The 15804-nt window shown below is 63.9% G+C and carries 15 protein-coding genes; 13 read left to right on the plus strand and 2 right to left on the minus strand.

Annotation, left to right across the window (positions count from 1 at the left end):
• The first annotated feature begins 13 nt into the window (after positions 1–13).
• The 3 genes from JQ621_RS12850 to JQ621_RS12860 all read left to right on the plus strand — a co-directional run bounded on the left by JQ621_RS12850 (position 14) and on the right by JQ621_RS12860 (position 3705).
• Positions 14–664 carry a TetR/AcrR family transcriptional regulator gene (locus tag JQ621_RS12850; protein ID WP_249125245.1) on the plus strand — a complete coding sequence of 217 codons (651 nt, stop codon included), beginning with the start codon at positions 14–16 and terminating at the stop codon, positions 662–664.
• A 105-nt stretch (positions 665–769) separates the two neighbouring features.
• A complete protein-coding gene (locus tag JQ621_RS12855) occupies positions 770–1747 on the plus strand; it encodes an ABC transporter substrate-binding protein (RefSeq protein ID WP_212235083.1) in 978 nt (325 codons plus the stop codon).
• Positions 1748–1992: 245 nt separating this feature from the next.
• Positions 1993–3705, plus strand: a complete 1713-nt coding sequence (locus JQ621_RS12860; protein WP_212235084.1) for a sulfatase-like hydrolase/transferase — start codon at positions 1993–1995, stop codon at positions 3703–3705.
• 188 nt (positions 3706–3893) lie between these two features.
• Here JQ621_RS12860 and JQ621_RS12865 read toward each other — a convergent pair whose 3' ends face one another.
• Together JQ621_RS12865 and JQ621_RS12870 are read right to left on the minus strand one after the other, a co-directional pair.
• Positions 3894–5447 (minus strand): glycine betaine ABC transporter substrate-binding protein, encoded by a 1554-nt coding sequence (locus JQ621_RS12865; RefSeq protein ID WP_212235085.1) that lies wholly within the window; start codon positions 5445–5447, stop codon positions 3894–3896.
• Entirely contained in the window at positions 5444–6226 is a 783-nt protein-coding gene (locus JQ621_RS12870) for an ATP-binding cassette domain-containing protein (protein ID WP_212235086.1), read from the minus strand. The genes JQ621_RS12865 and JQ621_RS12870 overlap by 4 nt, the downstream gene beginning before the upstream one ends.
• 283 nt (positions 6227–6509) lie before the next feature.
• On the opposite strand from JQ621_RS12870, the gene JQ621_RS12875 reads away from it, so the two are divergent.
• From JQ621_RS12875 to JQ621_RS12920, 10 genes are all read left to right on the plus strand, one after another.
• Positions 6510–7328, plus strand: a complete 819-nt coding sequence (locus JQ621_RS12875; protein ID WP_212235087.1) for an ABC transporter ATP-binding protein — start codon at positions 6510–6512, stop codon at positions 7326–7328.
• Positions 7328–8113, plus strand: coding sequence for an ABC transporter permease (locus JQ621_RS12880; RefSeq protein WP_212235088.1), 786 nt, complete (start codon positions 7328–7330; stop codon positions 8111–8113). Before JQ621_RS12875 ends, JQ621_RS12880 begins: the two co-directional genes overlap by 1 nt.
• A gap of 72 nt (positions 8114–8185) precedes the next feature.
• Entirely contained in the window at positions 8186–9211 is a 1026-nt protein-coding gene (locus JQ621_RS12885) for an ABC transporter substrate-binding protein (protein WP_212235089.1), read from the plus strand.
• A 29-nt stretch (positions 9212–9240) separates the two neighbouring features.
• Positions 9241–9945, plus strand: coding sequence for an NUDIX hydrolase (locus tag JQ621_RS12890; RefSeq protein ID WP_212235090.1), 705 nt, complete (start codon positions 9241–9243; stop codon positions 9943–9945).
• 94 nt (positions 9946–10039) lie between these two features.
• The gene (locus tag JQ621_RS12895) at positions 10040–11350 is read left to right on the plus strand and encodes an ABC transporter substrate-binding protein (protein WP_212235091.1); all 1311 of its coding nucleotides are present in this window, start codon (positions 10040–10042) and stop codon (positions 11348–11350) included.
• A 15-nt stretch (positions 11351–11365) separates the two neighbouring features.
• Positions 11366–12136, plus strand: coding sequence for an ABC transporter ATP-binding protein (locus tag JQ621_RS12900; RefSeq protein ID WP_212235092.1), 771 nt, complete (start codon positions 11366–11368; stop codon positions 12134–12136).
• Complete coding sequence (locus tag JQ621_RS12905) at positions 12136–12840, plus strand: ABC transporter ATP-binding protein (RefSeq protein ID WP_212235093.1); 705 nt, start codon at positions 12136–12138, stop codon at positions 12838–12840. The genes JQ621_RS12900 and JQ621_RS12905 overlap by 1 nt, the downstream gene beginning before the upstream one ends.
• A gap of 6 nt (positions 12841–12846) precedes the next feature.
• Complete coding sequence (locus JQ621_RS12910) at positions 12847–13728, plus strand: branched-chain amino acid ABC transporter permease (RefSeq protein ID WP_212235094.1); 882 nt, start codon at positions 12847–12849, stop codon at positions 13726–13728.
• Complete coding sequence (locus JQ621_RS12915; RefSeq protein ID WP_212235095.1) at positions 13725–14744, plus strand: branched-chain amino acid ABC transporter permease; 1020 nt, start codon at positions 13725–13727, stop codon at positions 14742–14744. The genes JQ621_RS12910 and JQ621_RS12915 overlap by 4 nt, the downstream gene beginning before the upstream one ends.
• Positions 14704–15633, plus strand: coding sequence for a polyphosphate kinase 2 family protein (locus tag JQ621_RS12920; protein ID WP_212235096.1), 930 nt, complete (start codon positions 14704–14706; stop codon positions 15631–15633). The genes JQ621_RS12915 and JQ621_RS12920 overlap by 41 nt, the downstream gene beginning before the upstream one ends.
• Positions 15634–15804: the final 171 nt, after the last annotated feature.

The raw sequence follows: 15804 nt of genomic DNA on the forward strand, positions 1-15804 counted from the left end.
GCTAGAAGGCGCCATGCCCCGCCAGACGTCCAAGCCCCGCGCCCGTCACCAGGCATCCGAAGCCCGGCCCTATCATCACGGTGACCTTCGCCGCGTGCTGATCGATGCTGCACTGCAGCTGGCAGCCGAAGGCGCCGAGGTGTCCGTGCGCGAGGCCGCGCGCCGGGCCGCAGTGTCGCCGGGAGCGCCATTCCGCCACTTTCCCAACCGCGACGCACTGATGGCCGCGGTGGCCGAGGAGGCGCAACGACGCTTTCGTGCCGAGATCGAGGCCACACTGGAGCAGGCTTGTCCAGCCAACCCGCTGGCGCGCTTCCGCGCCTTCGGCATTGCTTATCTGCGCTGGGCGATGCGCAACCCCGCGCATTTCGAGATCATCTCCACGGGACGCTATTTCGCCCATGGCAGCTCGGCCGAGCTGACGCGCGACAATGCCGAGCTGGTTGCGCTGACCGAGCGGATGCTGGCCGAGGCGGCCGCGCAGGGCCTTTTGCGGTCAACGGATCTCAAGCGCATCCTGATCGCCGGCCGTGCCCTGATCTACGGCTTTGCCCGAATGAACCTCGACGGCCATTTCCCGCGCTGGGGCGTGGAGGAGCGCGAGATCGAGCGGATGGCGGAGGAGGTGATCGATCTGTTCATCGCCGGGATCGCGGCGCGCTAGACGCCGCCCCTCCGAAATCCGGCTCAACTTGGTATTGGCGGGCGATGCCGTGCCGAATACACTCGCGCATATTTCATTTCGATATTTTCAAGGCCTATGGCCAAAATGGATCGACGCACATTTCTTCTCGCGACCGGCACCCTGCCGGCCTTGGTGGTCCCGGCGCTCGCCCAGACCGCGCGGCCGACCATTGGCTTTCTTGCCAGCGGTTCGCCAGACACCTTCGTCACGGTGGTGACCGGCTTCCTGGAAGGGCTCAACGGCGCCGGGCTTGTTGAGGGCGGCAACGTCGCGATCGAGTATCGTTGGGCTCAGGGACAGTTCAATCGACTACCCGAACTCGCAGCCGAGCTCGTCCAGAAGCAGGTCAGCGTGATCGTCACCATGGGCGGCAACGTGGCCGCCCTTGCGGCCAAGCGCGCCACATCCACCATTCCCGTCGTGTTCCTCACCGGGGACGATCCCGTGTCCACGGGGCTGGTCGACAGCCTGAACCGGCCTGGCGGCAACGTCACTGGCGTGACCTGGCTCGCCGGCGAGCTCGGGGCCAAAAATCTGGAGCTGGTCGGCGAACTGGTTCCGTCGGCGACGACGATCGGCGTCTTGGTGAACCCGAACCGTCCGACCGCAGCGGCCCAGCTTGAAAGCGCCACCGAGGCCGCCAAAGCCATCGGAAAAACCCTTCTCGTGCTCAAGGCCAGTCAAAAGGACGAAATCGACAAGGCCTTTACGGAGATCGCGCAGGCCCATATCGGGGCACTGTTCGTGACGGTCGATCCGGTCTTCATCGTCAATCGCGTCCAGATCATCGAGGCCTCGGCGAAGCATCGGGTGCCGACGCTTTATTTTCAGCGCGAGTTCGTCGATCTGGGTGGCCTCGTCAGTTACGGGGCCAGCGCACACGATGCCTCGCGTCTCGTCGGCGGCTATGCTGCGCGGATCGTGAAGGGGGCCAGGCCGGCCGATCTTCCCGTTCAGCGGTCAACCAAGATCGAGACCATCGTCAATCTGAAGACCGCCAGATCGCTCGGGATGACCATTCCGCCGAACGTGCTCGCTCGGGCCGACGAGGTGATCGAATAGCCCGTGCCGCGATCGAGGCGGGCTATTTGACGCTTGGCAAAGAGAGACGGGGCCGGAGTGCGGCTCTTCGCCTCCCGCTAACATTAAGCGAAGGTCGCATCGCCTTGCGCGTTGCCTGTCTGCGACCATTCCATTACAGTTTTGTGACACGGTGCAGCCGGCTGCGCCGGACGCTCTGGCCGTCGCGAGGCCGACCAGGTGGCGCTTGGCATCACCGTGCCGGACCCAAGTTCAGCGTGTCGTCAATGGCGTCCGCGCCCAATCCAGGTCCTTCCGCCACCACCGCCGCCCTGGCGAGCGTCGCCGCTCTCGGCATCTGGCGGCTGCTCGCGGTTGCCGCGCCGCATTTTGCTGCACTTGCGCTGATGTACGAGACCGAGACCGATTTCGGCTCGCGCCTCACCTTCTTGCTCGCTTGGGGCATCCTCAATTTCTTCTGGGTCACGCTGTTGCGGCGGCCGGCGCTGTCCGGCGCGCTGTCGCTGACCATGGTCGTGGTGCTGGTGCTGCTGTCTCGGCTCAAGCACGACGTCGTGCAGATGACGGTCAACTTCATCGACCTGATGATGATCGACCGCGACACGGTCGCGTTCCTGTTCACGATCTTTCCGAACCTGCGCTGGTCGGTGATATCAGCCGGCTTCGTCACACTGCCGCTGATGTATGCGCTGTGGTGGCTCGATCCGTTCCGCATCCGCCGCCTGCCGGCGCTCGCCTGCAAGCTCGCCTGTCTCGCCGCGCTCGTCGGCTATTCCGTCTACCATCCGGACGAAGCCTGGCGCGGTTATTACGACGACGGCTATCTCTCGAAGTTCTTCCGCTCTGGCGTCACGGCGGTATCCGACTTCGTGCAATACGGCTTCATGGAGTCGGCCGCCGCGACCGGCGAGAGGCTCAACATGCCGCCGGTTGATTCCTGTCATCCGGCCGGCCGCCGGCCGAACATCATCATGATCCATGATGAATCGAGTTTTGACATCCGAGCCGCTGATGGCATCAAGGTGCCGCCGGGGTATGGCAGCCACTTCAAATCCTGGGACGGCAAGGAGCGCACGTTCCTCGCCGAGAGCAATGGCGGGCCGAGCTGGTTCACCGAATACAATGTGCTGGCAGGTCTATCCTCGCGCTCGTTCGGGCGCTTTGCCTATTTCGTGACACGCATCGCCTCGGGGCGTGTCGAGCGCGGTCTGCCGCTGGCACTGCGCCGCTGCGGCTATGACACGATGTCGCTCTATCCCGCCTATGGCGGCTTCATGGGCGCGCGCAGCTTCCAGATGACGACCGGCGTCGAGCGCTTTCTCGACTCACATGATCTCGGCGCCAAGGATGTCGAGCCCGACAGCTTCTTCTACGACAAGGCGCTCCGGTTGATGGGCGAGCGAACGCCGAACAAGCCGCTGTTCACCTTCATCTATCTCGGCGCCAATCATTTCCCGTGGGAGACGCGTTTCCGGCCGGACCTGGTGCCGAACTGGCGTGCGCCGGGCAACGTGCCGTCCATCGACGAATATCTGCGTCGGCAGGCGATGAGCGCCGAGCAATACAAGACATTCATGGCTGGCTTGAAGAAGAACTTTCCGGGCGAGCCCTTCCTGATCGTGCGTTATGGCGACCACCAGCCCGAGTTCGCGCCCAATCTTCTCGAGCCCGGGCTCGACGAAGGTGCGATCGGCAAGAAGCTCGACGCTTATGATCCACGTCTCTACGCGACCTACTACGCAATCGACGCCGTCAATTTCGAGCCGGTGAAGAGCGAGGCGGTGATGGACACGATCGACGGCCCCTATCTGCCGCTGGTCATCCAGGAAGCCGCCGGCATTCCGCTCGATGCGTCCTTCGCCGAGCAGAAAGAGATCATGCTCCGCTGCAAGGGCATCTTCTACGGCTGCAAGGATGGCGCCGAGGCGCGGCGGCTCAACCGGCTGCTGATCAATGCGGGGATGATCCACGGGCTGTAGCGCTTCATGCGAGGCCGCGGACGGTGCTCTTCAACCGTCATCCTGAGGTGCGAGCGTTGCGTCGCAAGGTTGGCGCAGAGCGAGCCTCGAAGGGCGACGGCCCGGCTGCATCCCGGCCGTTCATCCTTCGCGGCTCCCCGCACGTTGCTTCGCACCGCACGGCTCGGACCTCAGGATGACGGAATAAACTACCGCCCGCCGACCTTCTCCCACAGCCACTTCGCGACCACGTCCGGCGACGAGTTCGCATCGTTGCCGCTGGCGCGCAAATTTGCCTCGCGCATGGTGGTGATATCGATCTTGCCGAGCAGCGGGCCCAGTGCCGTCTTGAGCCGCTCGTCGGCGGCACGTTTCGGCGCAAGCAGCAGGATCGCATCGTAAGGCGGGATGGCCTGCTTGGGATCGTCGAGCGCGACCAGATCGTATTTCGCGATCAGCCCGTCGCTGGTGTAGCCGGCGATGACGTCGACCTCACCGCTGGCGATCGCCGCATACATGAAGTCCGGCTGCATCTGGCGTTGCGCGTTGAACTGAAGGCCATAGGCTTTCTGCAGCGCGGCCCATTCCGGCCGCGAGAAGAACTCGTAGTCGCCCGCGACCGACATCGTCGATGTGTGCGCGGCAAGATCGGCGATGGTGTGGATGCCGAGCGCGTCGGCGCGCTTCTTCGGCATCACCAGCGCGTAGGCATTTTCGAAGCCGAGCTCACCGAGCAGGGTGATGTTGTCCCTGGCGAGGGCGGTCTTCAATTCCGCAACCAGCTCAGCGCGCGGCTTGATGTCGGTGCGATGCAATTGATTGGCCCAGAGCGTGCCGGAATAGTCGACATAGAGATCGATGTCACCGGCTTTCAGGGCCTCGAAGACCACGCTGGAGCCGAGGCCTGAACGAGCGGTGGCCGGAAGGCCGGCGGCCTGGAGGCGATCTCTGAGCAGAGCCGAGAGCACATATTGCTCGGCAAATGTCTTGGCGCCGACCAAATAGCTCTGCGACGAACGACCCATCGTCGGCACCAGCGTCGCCAGAACCAGCGCCGCGATTCCGAACGCGCCGAGCCCGGCGCGCAGGCGGTTGCGATGGCGGAGCCCGTTCTCGATCAGGCCGAGCAACTGATCCACGGCGAGCGCGAGCAAGGCAGAGGCAAAGCAGCCGAACAGCACGAACACCCAGTTCTGGGTCTGGAGCCCGGCAAAGATGTAATTGCCGAGGCTGGTCTGGCCGATCGGCGTCGACAGCGTCGCCGTGCCGATCACCCACACCGCCGCCGTGCGGATGCCGGCCATGATCACCGGCAGCGCCAGCGGCAGCTCGACCATGACCAGCGATTGTCGCGCGGTCATGCCGACGCCCTTGGCAGCTTCGATCAGCGCGGGGTCGATGCCGTTCAGCCCGGTGATGCCGTTGCGCAGCACCGGCAGCATCGAATACAGCGCCAGCGCCAGCATCGCGGGCAGGAATCCGAAGGCGGAAAACGAGACACCGAACCAGTTCAAGGTCACGGAGGCGGCGAGCAACAACAGCGGATAAAAAAGCGCGAGCAGCGCCAGTCCCGGTACGGTCTGCACGATGCTGGCGAACGCGAGCAGGATCCCGCGCGGCGCCGGACGATTGCGCGTGAGGATCGCCAGCGGCAGGCTGACGACGAGGCCAAGCGCGAGTGCGGCAAGACTTACCCGCACATGGTTGCCGAGATAGTCGGGCAGATGCGACAGCGCCTCGCCCCAGCGCGGATCTGCCATCATGCCGCACCATTCTGCGGCAGCAGCGCGTTCAGCCGCTCGACCTGGCGCCGCGGTGTGCGCAGGAGCTCCAGCACGTAAGCGTCGCTGCTCGCCGACAGCTCCGCCGGCGGACCCTGCGCGAGCAGCTTTCCGCCGCGCATCACTGCGATGCGGTCGGCGAGCAAGATCGCCTCCGTCATGTCGTGCGTGATCATCACGGTGGTCAGGCCGAGCTTGCGATGCAGCTCGCGAAAGTCCTCGCCGAGCGCGTCGCGGGTGAGGGGATCAAGCGCGCCGAACGGCTCGTCCATCAGCAGGATGCGGGGCTTCGCGGCGAGCGCGCGCGCCACGCCGACGCGCTGGCGCTGGCCGCCCGATAGTGCCTCCGGCAACCGGTCGCGATGGGACGCGCGGTCGAGCTGCATCAGCTCGATCAGCTCGTCGACGCGCGCCGTAATCTCGGCTGCAGGGGCGCCGAGCAGCCTTGGCGTGATCCCGATATTGTCGGCGACGCTGAGATGTGGAAACAGGCCGCCGCTCTGGAAGACGTAGCCGATCCGGCGCCGGAGCGCGACCGGATCGATGTTTTGCACGTCCTCGCCCTCGACCGTGATGGTGCCGCCATCGGCCTCGATCAGCCGGTTGGCGACCCGCAGCAGCGTCGTCTTGCCGGAGCCCGAGCCGCCGACAACGGCCAGAAACTCGCCCTCGGCAATGTCGAGCGAGACGTCGTCGACGGCCCTGAGGGCGCCGAAGCTCTTGGTGACGTGCGCATAGCTGATCGCCAGCTTGGAAGGCATCGCGGATGGGCTCGCTATTTTTCTCTCTTACCCTCCCCTGGAGGGGGAGGGTCGATCGCGCGAAGCGCGAGCGGGGTGGGGTGATCTCTCCACACGGGTACCGCTTCTGCGGAGAGACTGTCACCCCACCCCGTCTCACATTTCGCTGCGCTCATGTGAGCCGACCCTCCCCCTCCAGGGGAGGGTAAGACCACGGGCAGCCCCATGCGTAGCACGCTTGGCCGGTTGATTGAACTTGGTCGCGCGAGCGGCTAAGGCATCAGGCCAAATTCGGAGGAAACACATGACAACGCCCACGGCAGTGGCGCTGGAAGATGCCAAGGTTGCGTTCCGGCTCGGGGATGGGCGAGTCTATACGGCGGTGGAGAAGGCCCATTTGAGGGTCGGGCAGGGCGAGTTCGTCGCCATTGTCGGGCCGACGGGTTGCGGGAAATCCACGCTGCTCAACGTCGCCGCCGGGCTGCTCAAGCCGGCCGCCGGCAGCGTCAAGATCTTTGACAGGCCGCTGGTGGGGCTGAACCGCGACGCCGGCTATTTGTTCCAGGCGGACGCGCTTTTCCCGTGGAAGACCGCGCTCGACAATGTCGCGATCGGGCTCGAGATCCAGGGCACGCCGCGCGCCGAAGCGCTGCCGCAGTCGCAGAAATGGCTGACCTCCGTCGGCCTCGGCGCTTTTGCGGGTCGCTATCCGCACATGCTCTCCGGCGGCCAGCGCAAGCGCGTGGCGCTGGCGCAGGTGCTGATCCGCGACCCCAAGATTCTGCTGATGGACGAGCCGTTCGGGCCGCTCGATGCGCAGACGCGCCAGGTCATGGGCAATCTGTTGCTCGACCTTTGGAACGCCGACCGGAAGGCCGTGCTGTTCGTGACCCACGATCTCGAAGAGGCCATCGCGCTTGCCGACCGCGTTGTGATCATGTCGGCCGGGCCGTCCTCCCGCATCATCGGCGACTGGCGCGTGAGTTTGCCGCGCCCGCGCGACATTTTCGAGGTGCGGCTGGACAAGGAGTTCCATGCGCTCCATCGCGAGATCTGGAGCGTGCTCAAGGACGAGGTCATGAAGGGCTACGCCCAATCCACCCACGCGGCGGAGGCGGTCTGATGTCGCGCGTCACGCTGCTTGCGTTGCAGGTCCTTGTCGCGATCATCTGCATCGCGCTGTGGCAGTTGCTGTCGACCGTGCCGGTGTTCGGCAAGATCCTGCTGCCGCCATTCTTCTTCTCCAATCCGATCGATGTGTTCGAGCAGATCGTGAAATGGTTCGCCTCCGGCGTGATCTGGAAGCATCTCTGGATCACGCTGGTGGAGTCGATCCTGGCGTTCGTGATCGGCTCGCTCGGCGGGGTTCTCATCGGCTTCTGGTTCGCGCGACAGCCGCTGGTGGCCGCGGTGTTCGATCCCTATGTGAAAATGGTCAACGCATTGCCACGCGTGGTGCTGGCGCCGATCTTTGCGCTGTGGCTGGGGCTCGGCATCTGGTCCAAGGTCGCGCTCGGCGTGACACTGGTGTTCTTCATCGTATTTTTCAACGTCTACCAGGGCGTCAAGGAGGTCAGCCGCACCGTGCTCGACAATGGCCGCATGCTCGGCATGAGCGAGGGGCAGTTGATGCGCCACGTCTATTGGCCGTCGGCGCTGTCGTGGATGTTCTCGTCGCTGCACACCTCGGTGGGCTTCGCCGTGGTCGGCGCCGTCGTCGGCGAATATCTGGGATCAGCCGCGGGTCTCGGCTATCTGATCCAGCAGGCCGAAGGCGTGTTCGACGTCGCCGGCGTATTCGCCGGCATGTTCGTGCTGTCGGCCTTCGTCATCCTGATTGATTTCGGGGTGACGCTGGTGGAGCGGCGTCTGCTGGTTTGGCGGCCGGCAGTGGACGGGCGTGGCTAGTCGTATCCGTTAGTTGCCTTCTCAAGCCAGTCCCGCTGCTCTATGGTGCCGCCAGCCGAACGGAGGAAACCAATGAAGAACACGATTGCGAGGCTCGCCGGCGCGCTGCTCGCGCTGACGCTGACCACCAGTTTTGCCGCAGCGCAAAGCAAGATCACCGTTGCGGTCGGCGGCGGCGCCTGCCTGTGCTATTTGCCGACGGTGCTGGCCAAGCAGCTCGGCGAGTACGAGAAGGCTGGCCTCAATGTGGAGCTGGTCGATCTCAAGGGCGGTTCGGACGCGCTCAAGGCCGTGCTCGGCGGCAGCGCCGATGTCGTCTCAGGCTATTTCGACCATTGCGTCAATCTTGCCGCCAAGAAGCAGGAGCTTCAGGCTTTCGTGGTCTATGACCGCTATCCGGGCCTCGTGCTGGTGGTCGCCCCCTCGCACACGGCTGATATCAAGTCGGTCAAGGATCTCGCTGGCAAGAAGGTCGGCGTCAGCGCGCCCGGCTCCTCCACCGATTTCTTCCTCAAATATATGCTCAAGAAGAATGGCCTCGATCCTGCCGGCACCGCCGTGATCGGCGTCGGCCTTGGCGCCACTGCTGTCGCCGCGATGGAGCAGGGGCAGATCGATGCGGCGGTGATGCTCGATCCCTCCGTCACCGTGCTCCAGGGCAGCCATCCCGACCTGCGCATCCTCAGCGACACCCGCACGCAGAAGGACACGCTCGAACAGTTCGGCGGCGAATATCCTGGCGGCGCGCTGTACTCGACCGCGGCCTGGGTCAACGGCCACGAGAAGGACGTGCAGGCGCTTACCAACGCGATGCTGGCTACGCTGGCCTGGATCCATTCGCATTCGCCCGAGGAGATCATGGCGAAGATGCCGGACGAGATGGTCGGCAAGAACAAGGACCTCTATCTCGCCGCACTGAAGAACACGATCCCGATGTTCTCCGAAACCGGCAAGATGGATCCAAAGGGTGCAGACGCCGTGCTCGCGGTGTTCAGCGTCGGCTCGCCCGAGGTGGCCAACGCCAAGATCGACGTCAGCAAGACCTTTACCAACAAATTCGTCGACCAGGCCAAGAAGACCACGGGAAGCGCCAAATAACTGACGCGAAGGCGTGGTAATCAGGCGTCATGACGTCACCGACCATTCATCGCGTCACGACGCTCGATCTTGCCGTGCGCCCGGTTGCGTGGCCGTTCGCCGAGGAGCGGCGTGCGGAGATCGCCGCGCATTTCGCCGAGAAGCAGCGCGAACGGCCAAGGATCTGGAATGGCAAGGTCCTGCTGGGGCGCGATGCCGTCTTCACCGACGGCCATCTCGCCGCGACCTATTTCGAAACCGATTTCGCCAGCTTCCTGGCCTGGCGTGACTGGGGCTTTCCCGATCCTGATGTGTTCAACGGTTTTGGCATGGGGGCGCTGCGTACCAATGACGGCGCCTTCGTGATGGGCGAGATGGCGCACCACACCGCCAATGCAGGGCGCATCTACTTCCCGTCCGGCACGCCCGACCTCGACGATATCAGGGACGGTGCGCTCGATATTCCCGGTAGCGTCGTCCGCGAGATTGAGGAGGAAACGGGACTGGTACCCGCCGATTATATGGCGGAGGCTGACTGGCACTGCGTCGTCAGCGGCCACTCGATCGCCATGATGCGGATTCTCGACCTCGATATGCCGGGTGAGGCGGCGCGTGCCCGGATCGAAGCCAATCTGGCTCGCCAGGCCGAGCCGGAGCTGTCGGCCATCCATCTCGTGCGCGGAATGGATGATCTCAAGCCGACCATGCCGCGGTTCGTCACGGCCTTCATGGCGCAGCAGTTCGTCTCGCGCTGACGCGCGAGGCTTGACATCGCGCGGCCGAGCCCATGTGATGGGCGAACCGCAAAAAATCAAAAAACGCAATGCACAATCGTCCAGGGAGGTTTAGATGCGCCTGCGCATGGCTGCCCGCTTGGTATGTGGGCTGTTGATCGCGATTGCAGCGATGGGCCTGACCATTTCGGCTCGAGCCCAGGACAAGAAGATCAAGATCGGCGTGATCTTCGACCTGAGCGGCCCGCTCGCCGGCGGTGGCTCGGAGCTCGAGTATATCGGCACCAAGATCATCCTCGACCATTTCAGCAAGACCGGCGTCGAGGGCTACAAGGTCGAGGCCGTCTATGCCGATGCACAGAGCAAGCCCGACGTCGCCATCAACGAATCTGTCCGCCTGCTCGAGCAGGAGAAGGTCGACATGGTTCTCGGCTTCTTCTCCTCGGCGCAATGCGTGCCAGTCGCGGCCCGCGTCGAGCAGCTGAAAAAGTTCATGTGGATGACGACATGCATCTCGTCCGCCGTGTTTGCCGACAAGAATTACAAGTATGTTTTCCGTCCGCAGGCGAGCGGCGACCAGTTCGGTGCGATGACGATCGACTTCATCGCTCAGAACGCGCAAAGCAAGCTGGGCAAGGAGCCGAAAGACCTGCGCGTCGCGATCATCCACGAGGACGGCTCCTATGGTGTCGACGTCTCGAAGGGCAATGAGGCCGGCGCGAAGAAGGCCGGCTTCAATATCGTGCTCAAGGAAGGCTACTCGGCGACTGCACCGGATCTCTCGGCGCTGGTGACCAAGCTGAAGCGCGCCAAGCCCGACGTCATTTTCCACACCGGCTACAACCCCGATATCACGCTGCTGCTGCGGCAGGCCCGCGAGCAGGGGCTGAAATTCGCAGCGCTGCTCGGCCATGGCGCCGGCTACGGCGTCTACGAGAAGCTCAAGGAGGGGATGGGTGCTGACGCGAGCTACATCTTCAACACCGATCCGATCTCGATCTGGCTTGCCAACCAGAAGACCATGGATCCGAAGCTTGCGCCCGTGATCAAGATGGTCGGCGAGGAGTTCGACAAGATCAGGCCCGGCGTCGCCATCCGCTCCGCCCATGTCGGCATCGGCGCGTCCAACACCTACGTGTTCATGGACGACGTGCTGCCGCGCGCCATCAAGAAATATGGCGGGGTCGATCCCGAGGCGCTGCGCAAGGCGGCGCTCGATACCGACATTCCCGAGGGCGGCACCATGCTCGGCTTTGGCGTGAAGTTTTACGGCGAGGGGACGCCGATGGCGGGGCAGAATGAGCGGTCATTCCCGGTCGTGATCCAGTATATCGACGACAAATCCTGGGTGGTGTGGCCCAAGAGCCAGGCGCAGCGCGAAGCCGTGGTGCCGCTGCCGAAGGGTACCACCTACAGCAACCAGTAGTAGCGGAGCGGGGCGGTGCTGGAGGTGAGCGGGCTGGTGAAACGGTTCGGCGGCTTCACCGCCGTCAACGACGTGTCGTTCAAAGTCGATCAGGGCGAGATCCTCGGCCTGATCGGCCCCAACGGCTCGGGCAAGAGCACCATCTTCAACATGCTCTCCGGCACGCTGGCGCCGAGCGCCGGATCAATCCTGTTCGACGGTTCGCAGATCGCGGGGCTGGCGCCGCATCGGATCATCAACCGCGGCATCGGCCGTACCTTCCAGATCCCGCGGCCATTTCGTCGCCTCTCCATCTTTGAGAACGTCGCGCTTGCCGGCTTTTTCGGCCAGGGCCGTCACAGCCGCATCGAGGCGGAAGCAGCGGCCGAGCGCTCGCTGGCGATGGTGGGCTTGCCGACCGACCGCCACGCCAGTGTCGATGGGCTCGGCGCAGCCGGCCTGAAGAAGCTCGAACTGGCGAAGGCGCTCGCGACCGCGCCCAAACTTCTGCTTGCCGACGAGAGCCTCGGCGGCCTCGACGAGGCCGAAATGGGCCAGGCTGCCGACATGCTGCGCAATATTCGCGATGAGCTCGGCATCACCATCATCTGGGTCGAGCATATCATGGGTGTGTTGATGCGCGTCGTCGATCGCGTGATGGTGCTCGATCACGGCGAGAAGATTTCGGAGGGCCTGCCGAGCGCCGTCGCAGGCGATCCGCGCGTCATCGAGGTCTATCTCGGCACGGATGCCGAGACCACGCAGGCTGCGGCCGCCGAGGCGCGCCGCCGCGCGGGAGGCCAATGATGTTGGAGCTTCGCGGCGTCGGTGCCGGCTACGGCTCCTTCCAGGCGCTGTTCGACGTCAATCTCGACGTCAAGGCTGGCGAGGCCGTTGGCGTCATCGGGCCGAACGGTGCCGGCAAGACCACCCTGATGCGCGTCATCTCCGGCCTGATCCGTCCCTCGCGCGGATCGATCGCCATGGAGGAGACCGACGTTCTGGCGACGCCCCCTCACGAGATCGTCAGCCTCGGGATCGCGCATGTGCCGGAGAACCGGCGGCTGTTTCCGCAGCTCACGGTTGACGACAATCTCAAGATGGGTGCCTTCATGAAGGCGGCGCGCGGCCAATACGCCGCGCGGCTGGAGGTCGTGTTCGACCTGTTCCCGCGGCTGAAGGAGCGCCGCCATCAGATGGCGGGCACCATGTCCGGCGGTGAGCAGCAGATGTGCGCGATCGGCCGCGCGCTGATGTCAAATCCAAAGCTCCTGCTGCTGGACGAACCGTCCGCGGGGCTGGCGCCGGTCGTGGTGCAGCAGGTGTTCGAACTGGTGAAGCGGATCAGAGCCAGCGGGCTGACGGTGCTGATCGTCGAGCAGAACGTGCAACAGGTGCTGCGCGTGGTCGATCGTGCCTATCTGATCGAGGCCGGCACCATCCGCGCCTCGGGCTCGTCGGCCGAAATGCTGGCGAGCGACACGGTCAAGGAAGCGTATCTCGGAGTGTGAGGGCAGATGCAGGCGTTCCTGGACATTTTCGATATCTATCTGCTGGAGGCCGTCATCAACGGCATCATGCTCGGCGGCGTGCTGGCGCTGCTCGCGCTCGGGCTGAACCTGATCTTCGGCGTAATCGACGTGACCTGGATCTGCTACGCCGAGCTCGTGATGATCGGCATGTACGCCATGTATTTCATGGTGCAGTATTACGGCATCAGCTATTTCATCGCTGCGCCGCTGACCATTGTGCTCGTGGCCATCCTCGGCGCGTTGCTGCATTTCCTCGTGATCGCGCCGCTGTTGACGGCGCCGCCGATCAACCAGCTGCTCGCGACTGGCGGTGTGCTGTTCGTGCTGCAGAGTTTCGCGACCGTCGCCTTCGGCATCGACTTCCGCAATCTCGGCATCCGCCTGCCGGTGCTCGCTTTCGGCGACATGAACTTCAGCTATGCGCGGCTCTTGTCGTTCCTGGCGGCGCTGATCGGCATGGTCGCAGTCTATCTGTTCATGACCCGCACCTTCACCGGCACCGCCATTCGCGCCATCTCGCAGGATCGCCAGATCATGGCGCTGATGGGTGTCGACACCAAGCGCATCTATCTGATCACGTCAGCCATTGGCGGCGGGCTGGCCGGGCTCGCCGCCTGCCTGCTGGTGCTGCAATACGACGTGCATCCCTTCGTCGGCCTCTCCTTCGGGCCGATCACCTTCCTTATTTGCGTGCTCGGGGGCCTCGGCAATTTCATCGGCGGTTTCATCGCGGCCTTCGTCTTCGCCGAGATCATTTCGCTGGGCGGCCTGTTCTCCGATCTCGAATGGGGTTACGTGCTCGCCTTCGCCTTCTTCATCGTCATGATGTTCATCCGGCCCGCGGGCCTGCTCGCGAGGCGCCGATGATGGGACAGGGGCGGCTTGTTGCGTGGGGGATCGGGCTGGCGGCGCTGGCTACGCTGCCCTTCGTCTATCGCGAACCCTATCACCTGCACCTTCTGGTGCTGATCCTGATCTGGTCGTTCGCCTATACGTCATGGTCGATGATGGGGCGGTTCGGCCTCGTCTCGCTCGGCCATGGCGGCTTCATGGGGATCGGCGCCTATGTCACCGCGCTTCTGTGGAATCATCTCGGCCTGTCACCGTGGATCGGCATTCCCGTCGGCATGGCCGCGGCAGGCGTGCTGGCGCTGATTGTCGGCTATCCCTGTTTTCGTTTCCGCATCACCGGGCATTATTTCGTGCTGGTGACATTGGCGCTGTCCGGCATCGTGCTCCAGGTCATCACGGCCACGCGCGACTATACCGGCGGCTCGCTCGGCTACACGCCGAACCGCGCGTCCGGCAACAAGCTGCTGGCGCTGCAATTCGACGACAAGGCCACCTGGTATCTGATCGCGCTCGGCGTCTGGCTCGCCGGGATCGTCGTCTGGCATTTGATCGACCGCAGCATGAGCCGTTACGCGCTCGAGGCGATCTCGGAAGACGAGGACGCGGCGGCCGCCGCCGGCGTCGACGTCACCGCGGAAAAACTCAAGATCACCCTGATCAGCGCCGTGATGACGGCGCTGGCGGGCGCGATCTATTGCCAGTACCAGATGTTCATCACGCCTGACACCGTCTCCGGCATCGCCGTGTCGCTGCAGATGGTGTTCGCGGCCATCGTCGGCGGGTTGTTCGTCTCGCTCGGGCCGACGATCGGCGCGGTCATCACCATCCTGCTCGCGGAAACCCTGCGCATTGGCTTCGGCACCAAGGCGGTCGGCTGGGACAATCTCGTCTACGGCGTGCTGCTGGTGCTTTTCATCATATTCCTTCCCAAGGGCATCCTTGGTAGCTTGCTCGATCGATTGAAGTCGCAACGCAAGGTGCCCCGCGCTCATGAGCAAAAAGCCGTCCAAATCGCTCGCCCAGGAGCTTGACCGCTACATCACGCCATTCCGCCACGATGGGTCCGCCAAGTTCCACCTGAAGAATTACAAGACCGACGAGAGGGGGGATCTGGACAAGGAGGCCGCGCAGGAGATTCTCGACGCCAACAAGAAGCGTCTCGCCGAGTTCCAGGAGAAGCTCTACGCCCAGGATCGCTGGTCGGTCCTGATCGTGTTCCAGGCCATGGATGCCGCCGGCAAGGACAGTGCGATCAAGGCGATCTTCGAGGGCATCAATCCGCAGGGCTGCGACGTTCATGCCTTCAAGGCGCCGAGCAACGAGGAGCTCGATCACGATTTCCTCTGGCGGCATGCGGTCGCGCTGCCCGAACGCGGCAAGATCGGTATCTTCAACCGTTCCCACTACGAGGAATGTCTGGTGACGCGCGTGCACCCGGAGATCCTCGCCAAGGAGAAGCTGCCGCCGCGGCTCGTGACCAAGAACATCTGGAAGGAACGGTTCGAGGACATCTCGGCGTTCGAACGCTATCTCAGTCGCAACGGCACTGTCGTGCTGAAATTCCTCCTCAACCTCTCCAAGGAGGAGCAGCGCCTGCGCTTTCTCGACCGTCTGGAGATTCCTGCCAAGCAGTGGAAATTCTCGATGGGCGACATCGAGGAGCGCGCGCTGTGGCCGCGCTACCAGGCGGTCTATCAGGACATCGTCCGCCACACGGCCACGCCGCATGCGCCCTGGTACGTCGTGCCCGCGGACCACAAATGGTTCGCCCGCGTGGTGATCGGCTCGGTCATCGTCGCTGAACTTGAAAAGCTGGACCTGCGCTTCCCCCGCGCCGACAAGGCTTCGGCGGCGGAGTTCGACAATGTGCGCAAGGCGCTGGAGAAGGAAGGAAAGGGGAACAAGAAGCGGTCGAAATGAAAGTGCGGAAAAACAACCCCATGCACAGTAGCGGGCGATAGCGGAATCAATGACTTGCCGGTCGGGGTGTGATGTGTTCGGATTTTAGGAAATTTGCTTGACTTGTCGGGCAAAACACCGGCATGATGTCACCGTCGCGACAGGTCTTGTAGGGTGGGTTGGCCGAAGGCG

This window comes from Bradyrhizobium manausense, assembly GCF_018129685.1.
Classification (GTDB): domain Bacteria; phylum Pseudomonadota; class Alphaproteobacteria; order Rhizobiales; family Xanthobacteraceae; genus Bradyrhizobium; species Bradyrhizobium manausense_D.

Coding starts and splice junctions, on each gene's coding strand:
- JQ621_RS12905 (WP_212235093.1), top strand. CDS start 12,136: ATGTTGGAGCTTCGCGGCGTCGGTGCCGGCTACGGCTCCTTCCAGGCG.
- JQ621_RS12895 (WP_212235091.1), top strand. CDS start 10,040: ATGCGCCTGCGCATGGCTGCCCGCTTGGTATGTGGGCTGTTGATCGCG.
- JQ621_RS12910 (WP_212235094.1), top strand. CDS start 12,847: ATGCAGGCGTTCCTGGACATTTTCGATATCTATCTGCTGGAGGCCGTC.
- JQ621_RS12870 (WP_212235086.1), bottom strand. CDS start 6,226: ATGCCTTCCAAGCTGGCGATCAGCTATGCGCACGTCACCAAGAGCTTC.
- JQ621_RS12920 (WP_212235096.1), top strand. CDS start 14,704: ATGAGCAAAAAGCCGTCCAAATCGCTCGCCCAGGAGCTTGACCGCTAC.
- JQ621_RS12915 (WP_212235095.1), top strand. CDS start 13,725: ATGATGGGACAGGGGCGGCTTGTTGCGTGGGGGATCGGGCTGGCGGCG.
- JQ621_RS12875 (WP_212235087.1), top strand. CDS start 6,510: ATGACAACGCCCACGGCAGTGGCGCTGGAAGATGCCAAGGTTGCGTTC.
- JQ621_RS12860 (WP_212235084.1), top strand. CDS start 1,993: ATGGCGTCCGCGCCCAATCCAGGTCCTTCCGCCACCACCGCCGCCCTG.
- JQ621_RS12855 (WP_212235083.1), top strand. CDS start 770: ATGGATCGACGCACATTTCTTCTCGCGACCGGCACCCTGCCGGCCTTG.
- JQ621_RS12885 (WP_212235089.1), top strand. CDS start 8,186: ATGAAGAACACGATTGCGAGGCTCGCCGGCGCGCTGCTCGCGCTGACG.
- JQ621_RS12850 (WP_249125245.1), top strand. CDS start 14: ATGCCCCGCCAGACGTCCAAGCCCCGCGCCCGTCACCAGGCATCCGAA.
- JQ621_RS12880 (WP_212235088.1), top strand. CDS start 7,328: ATGTCGCGCGTCACGCTGCTTGCGTTGCAGGTCCTTGTCGCGATCATC.
- JQ621_RS12865 (WP_212235085.1), bottom strand. CDS start 5,447: ATGATGGCAGATCCGCGCTGGGGCGAGGCGCTGTCGCATCTGCCCGAC.
- JQ621_RS12890 (WP_212235090.1), top strand. CDS start 9,241: ATGACGTCACCGACCATTCATCGCGTCACGACGCTCGATCTTGCCGTG.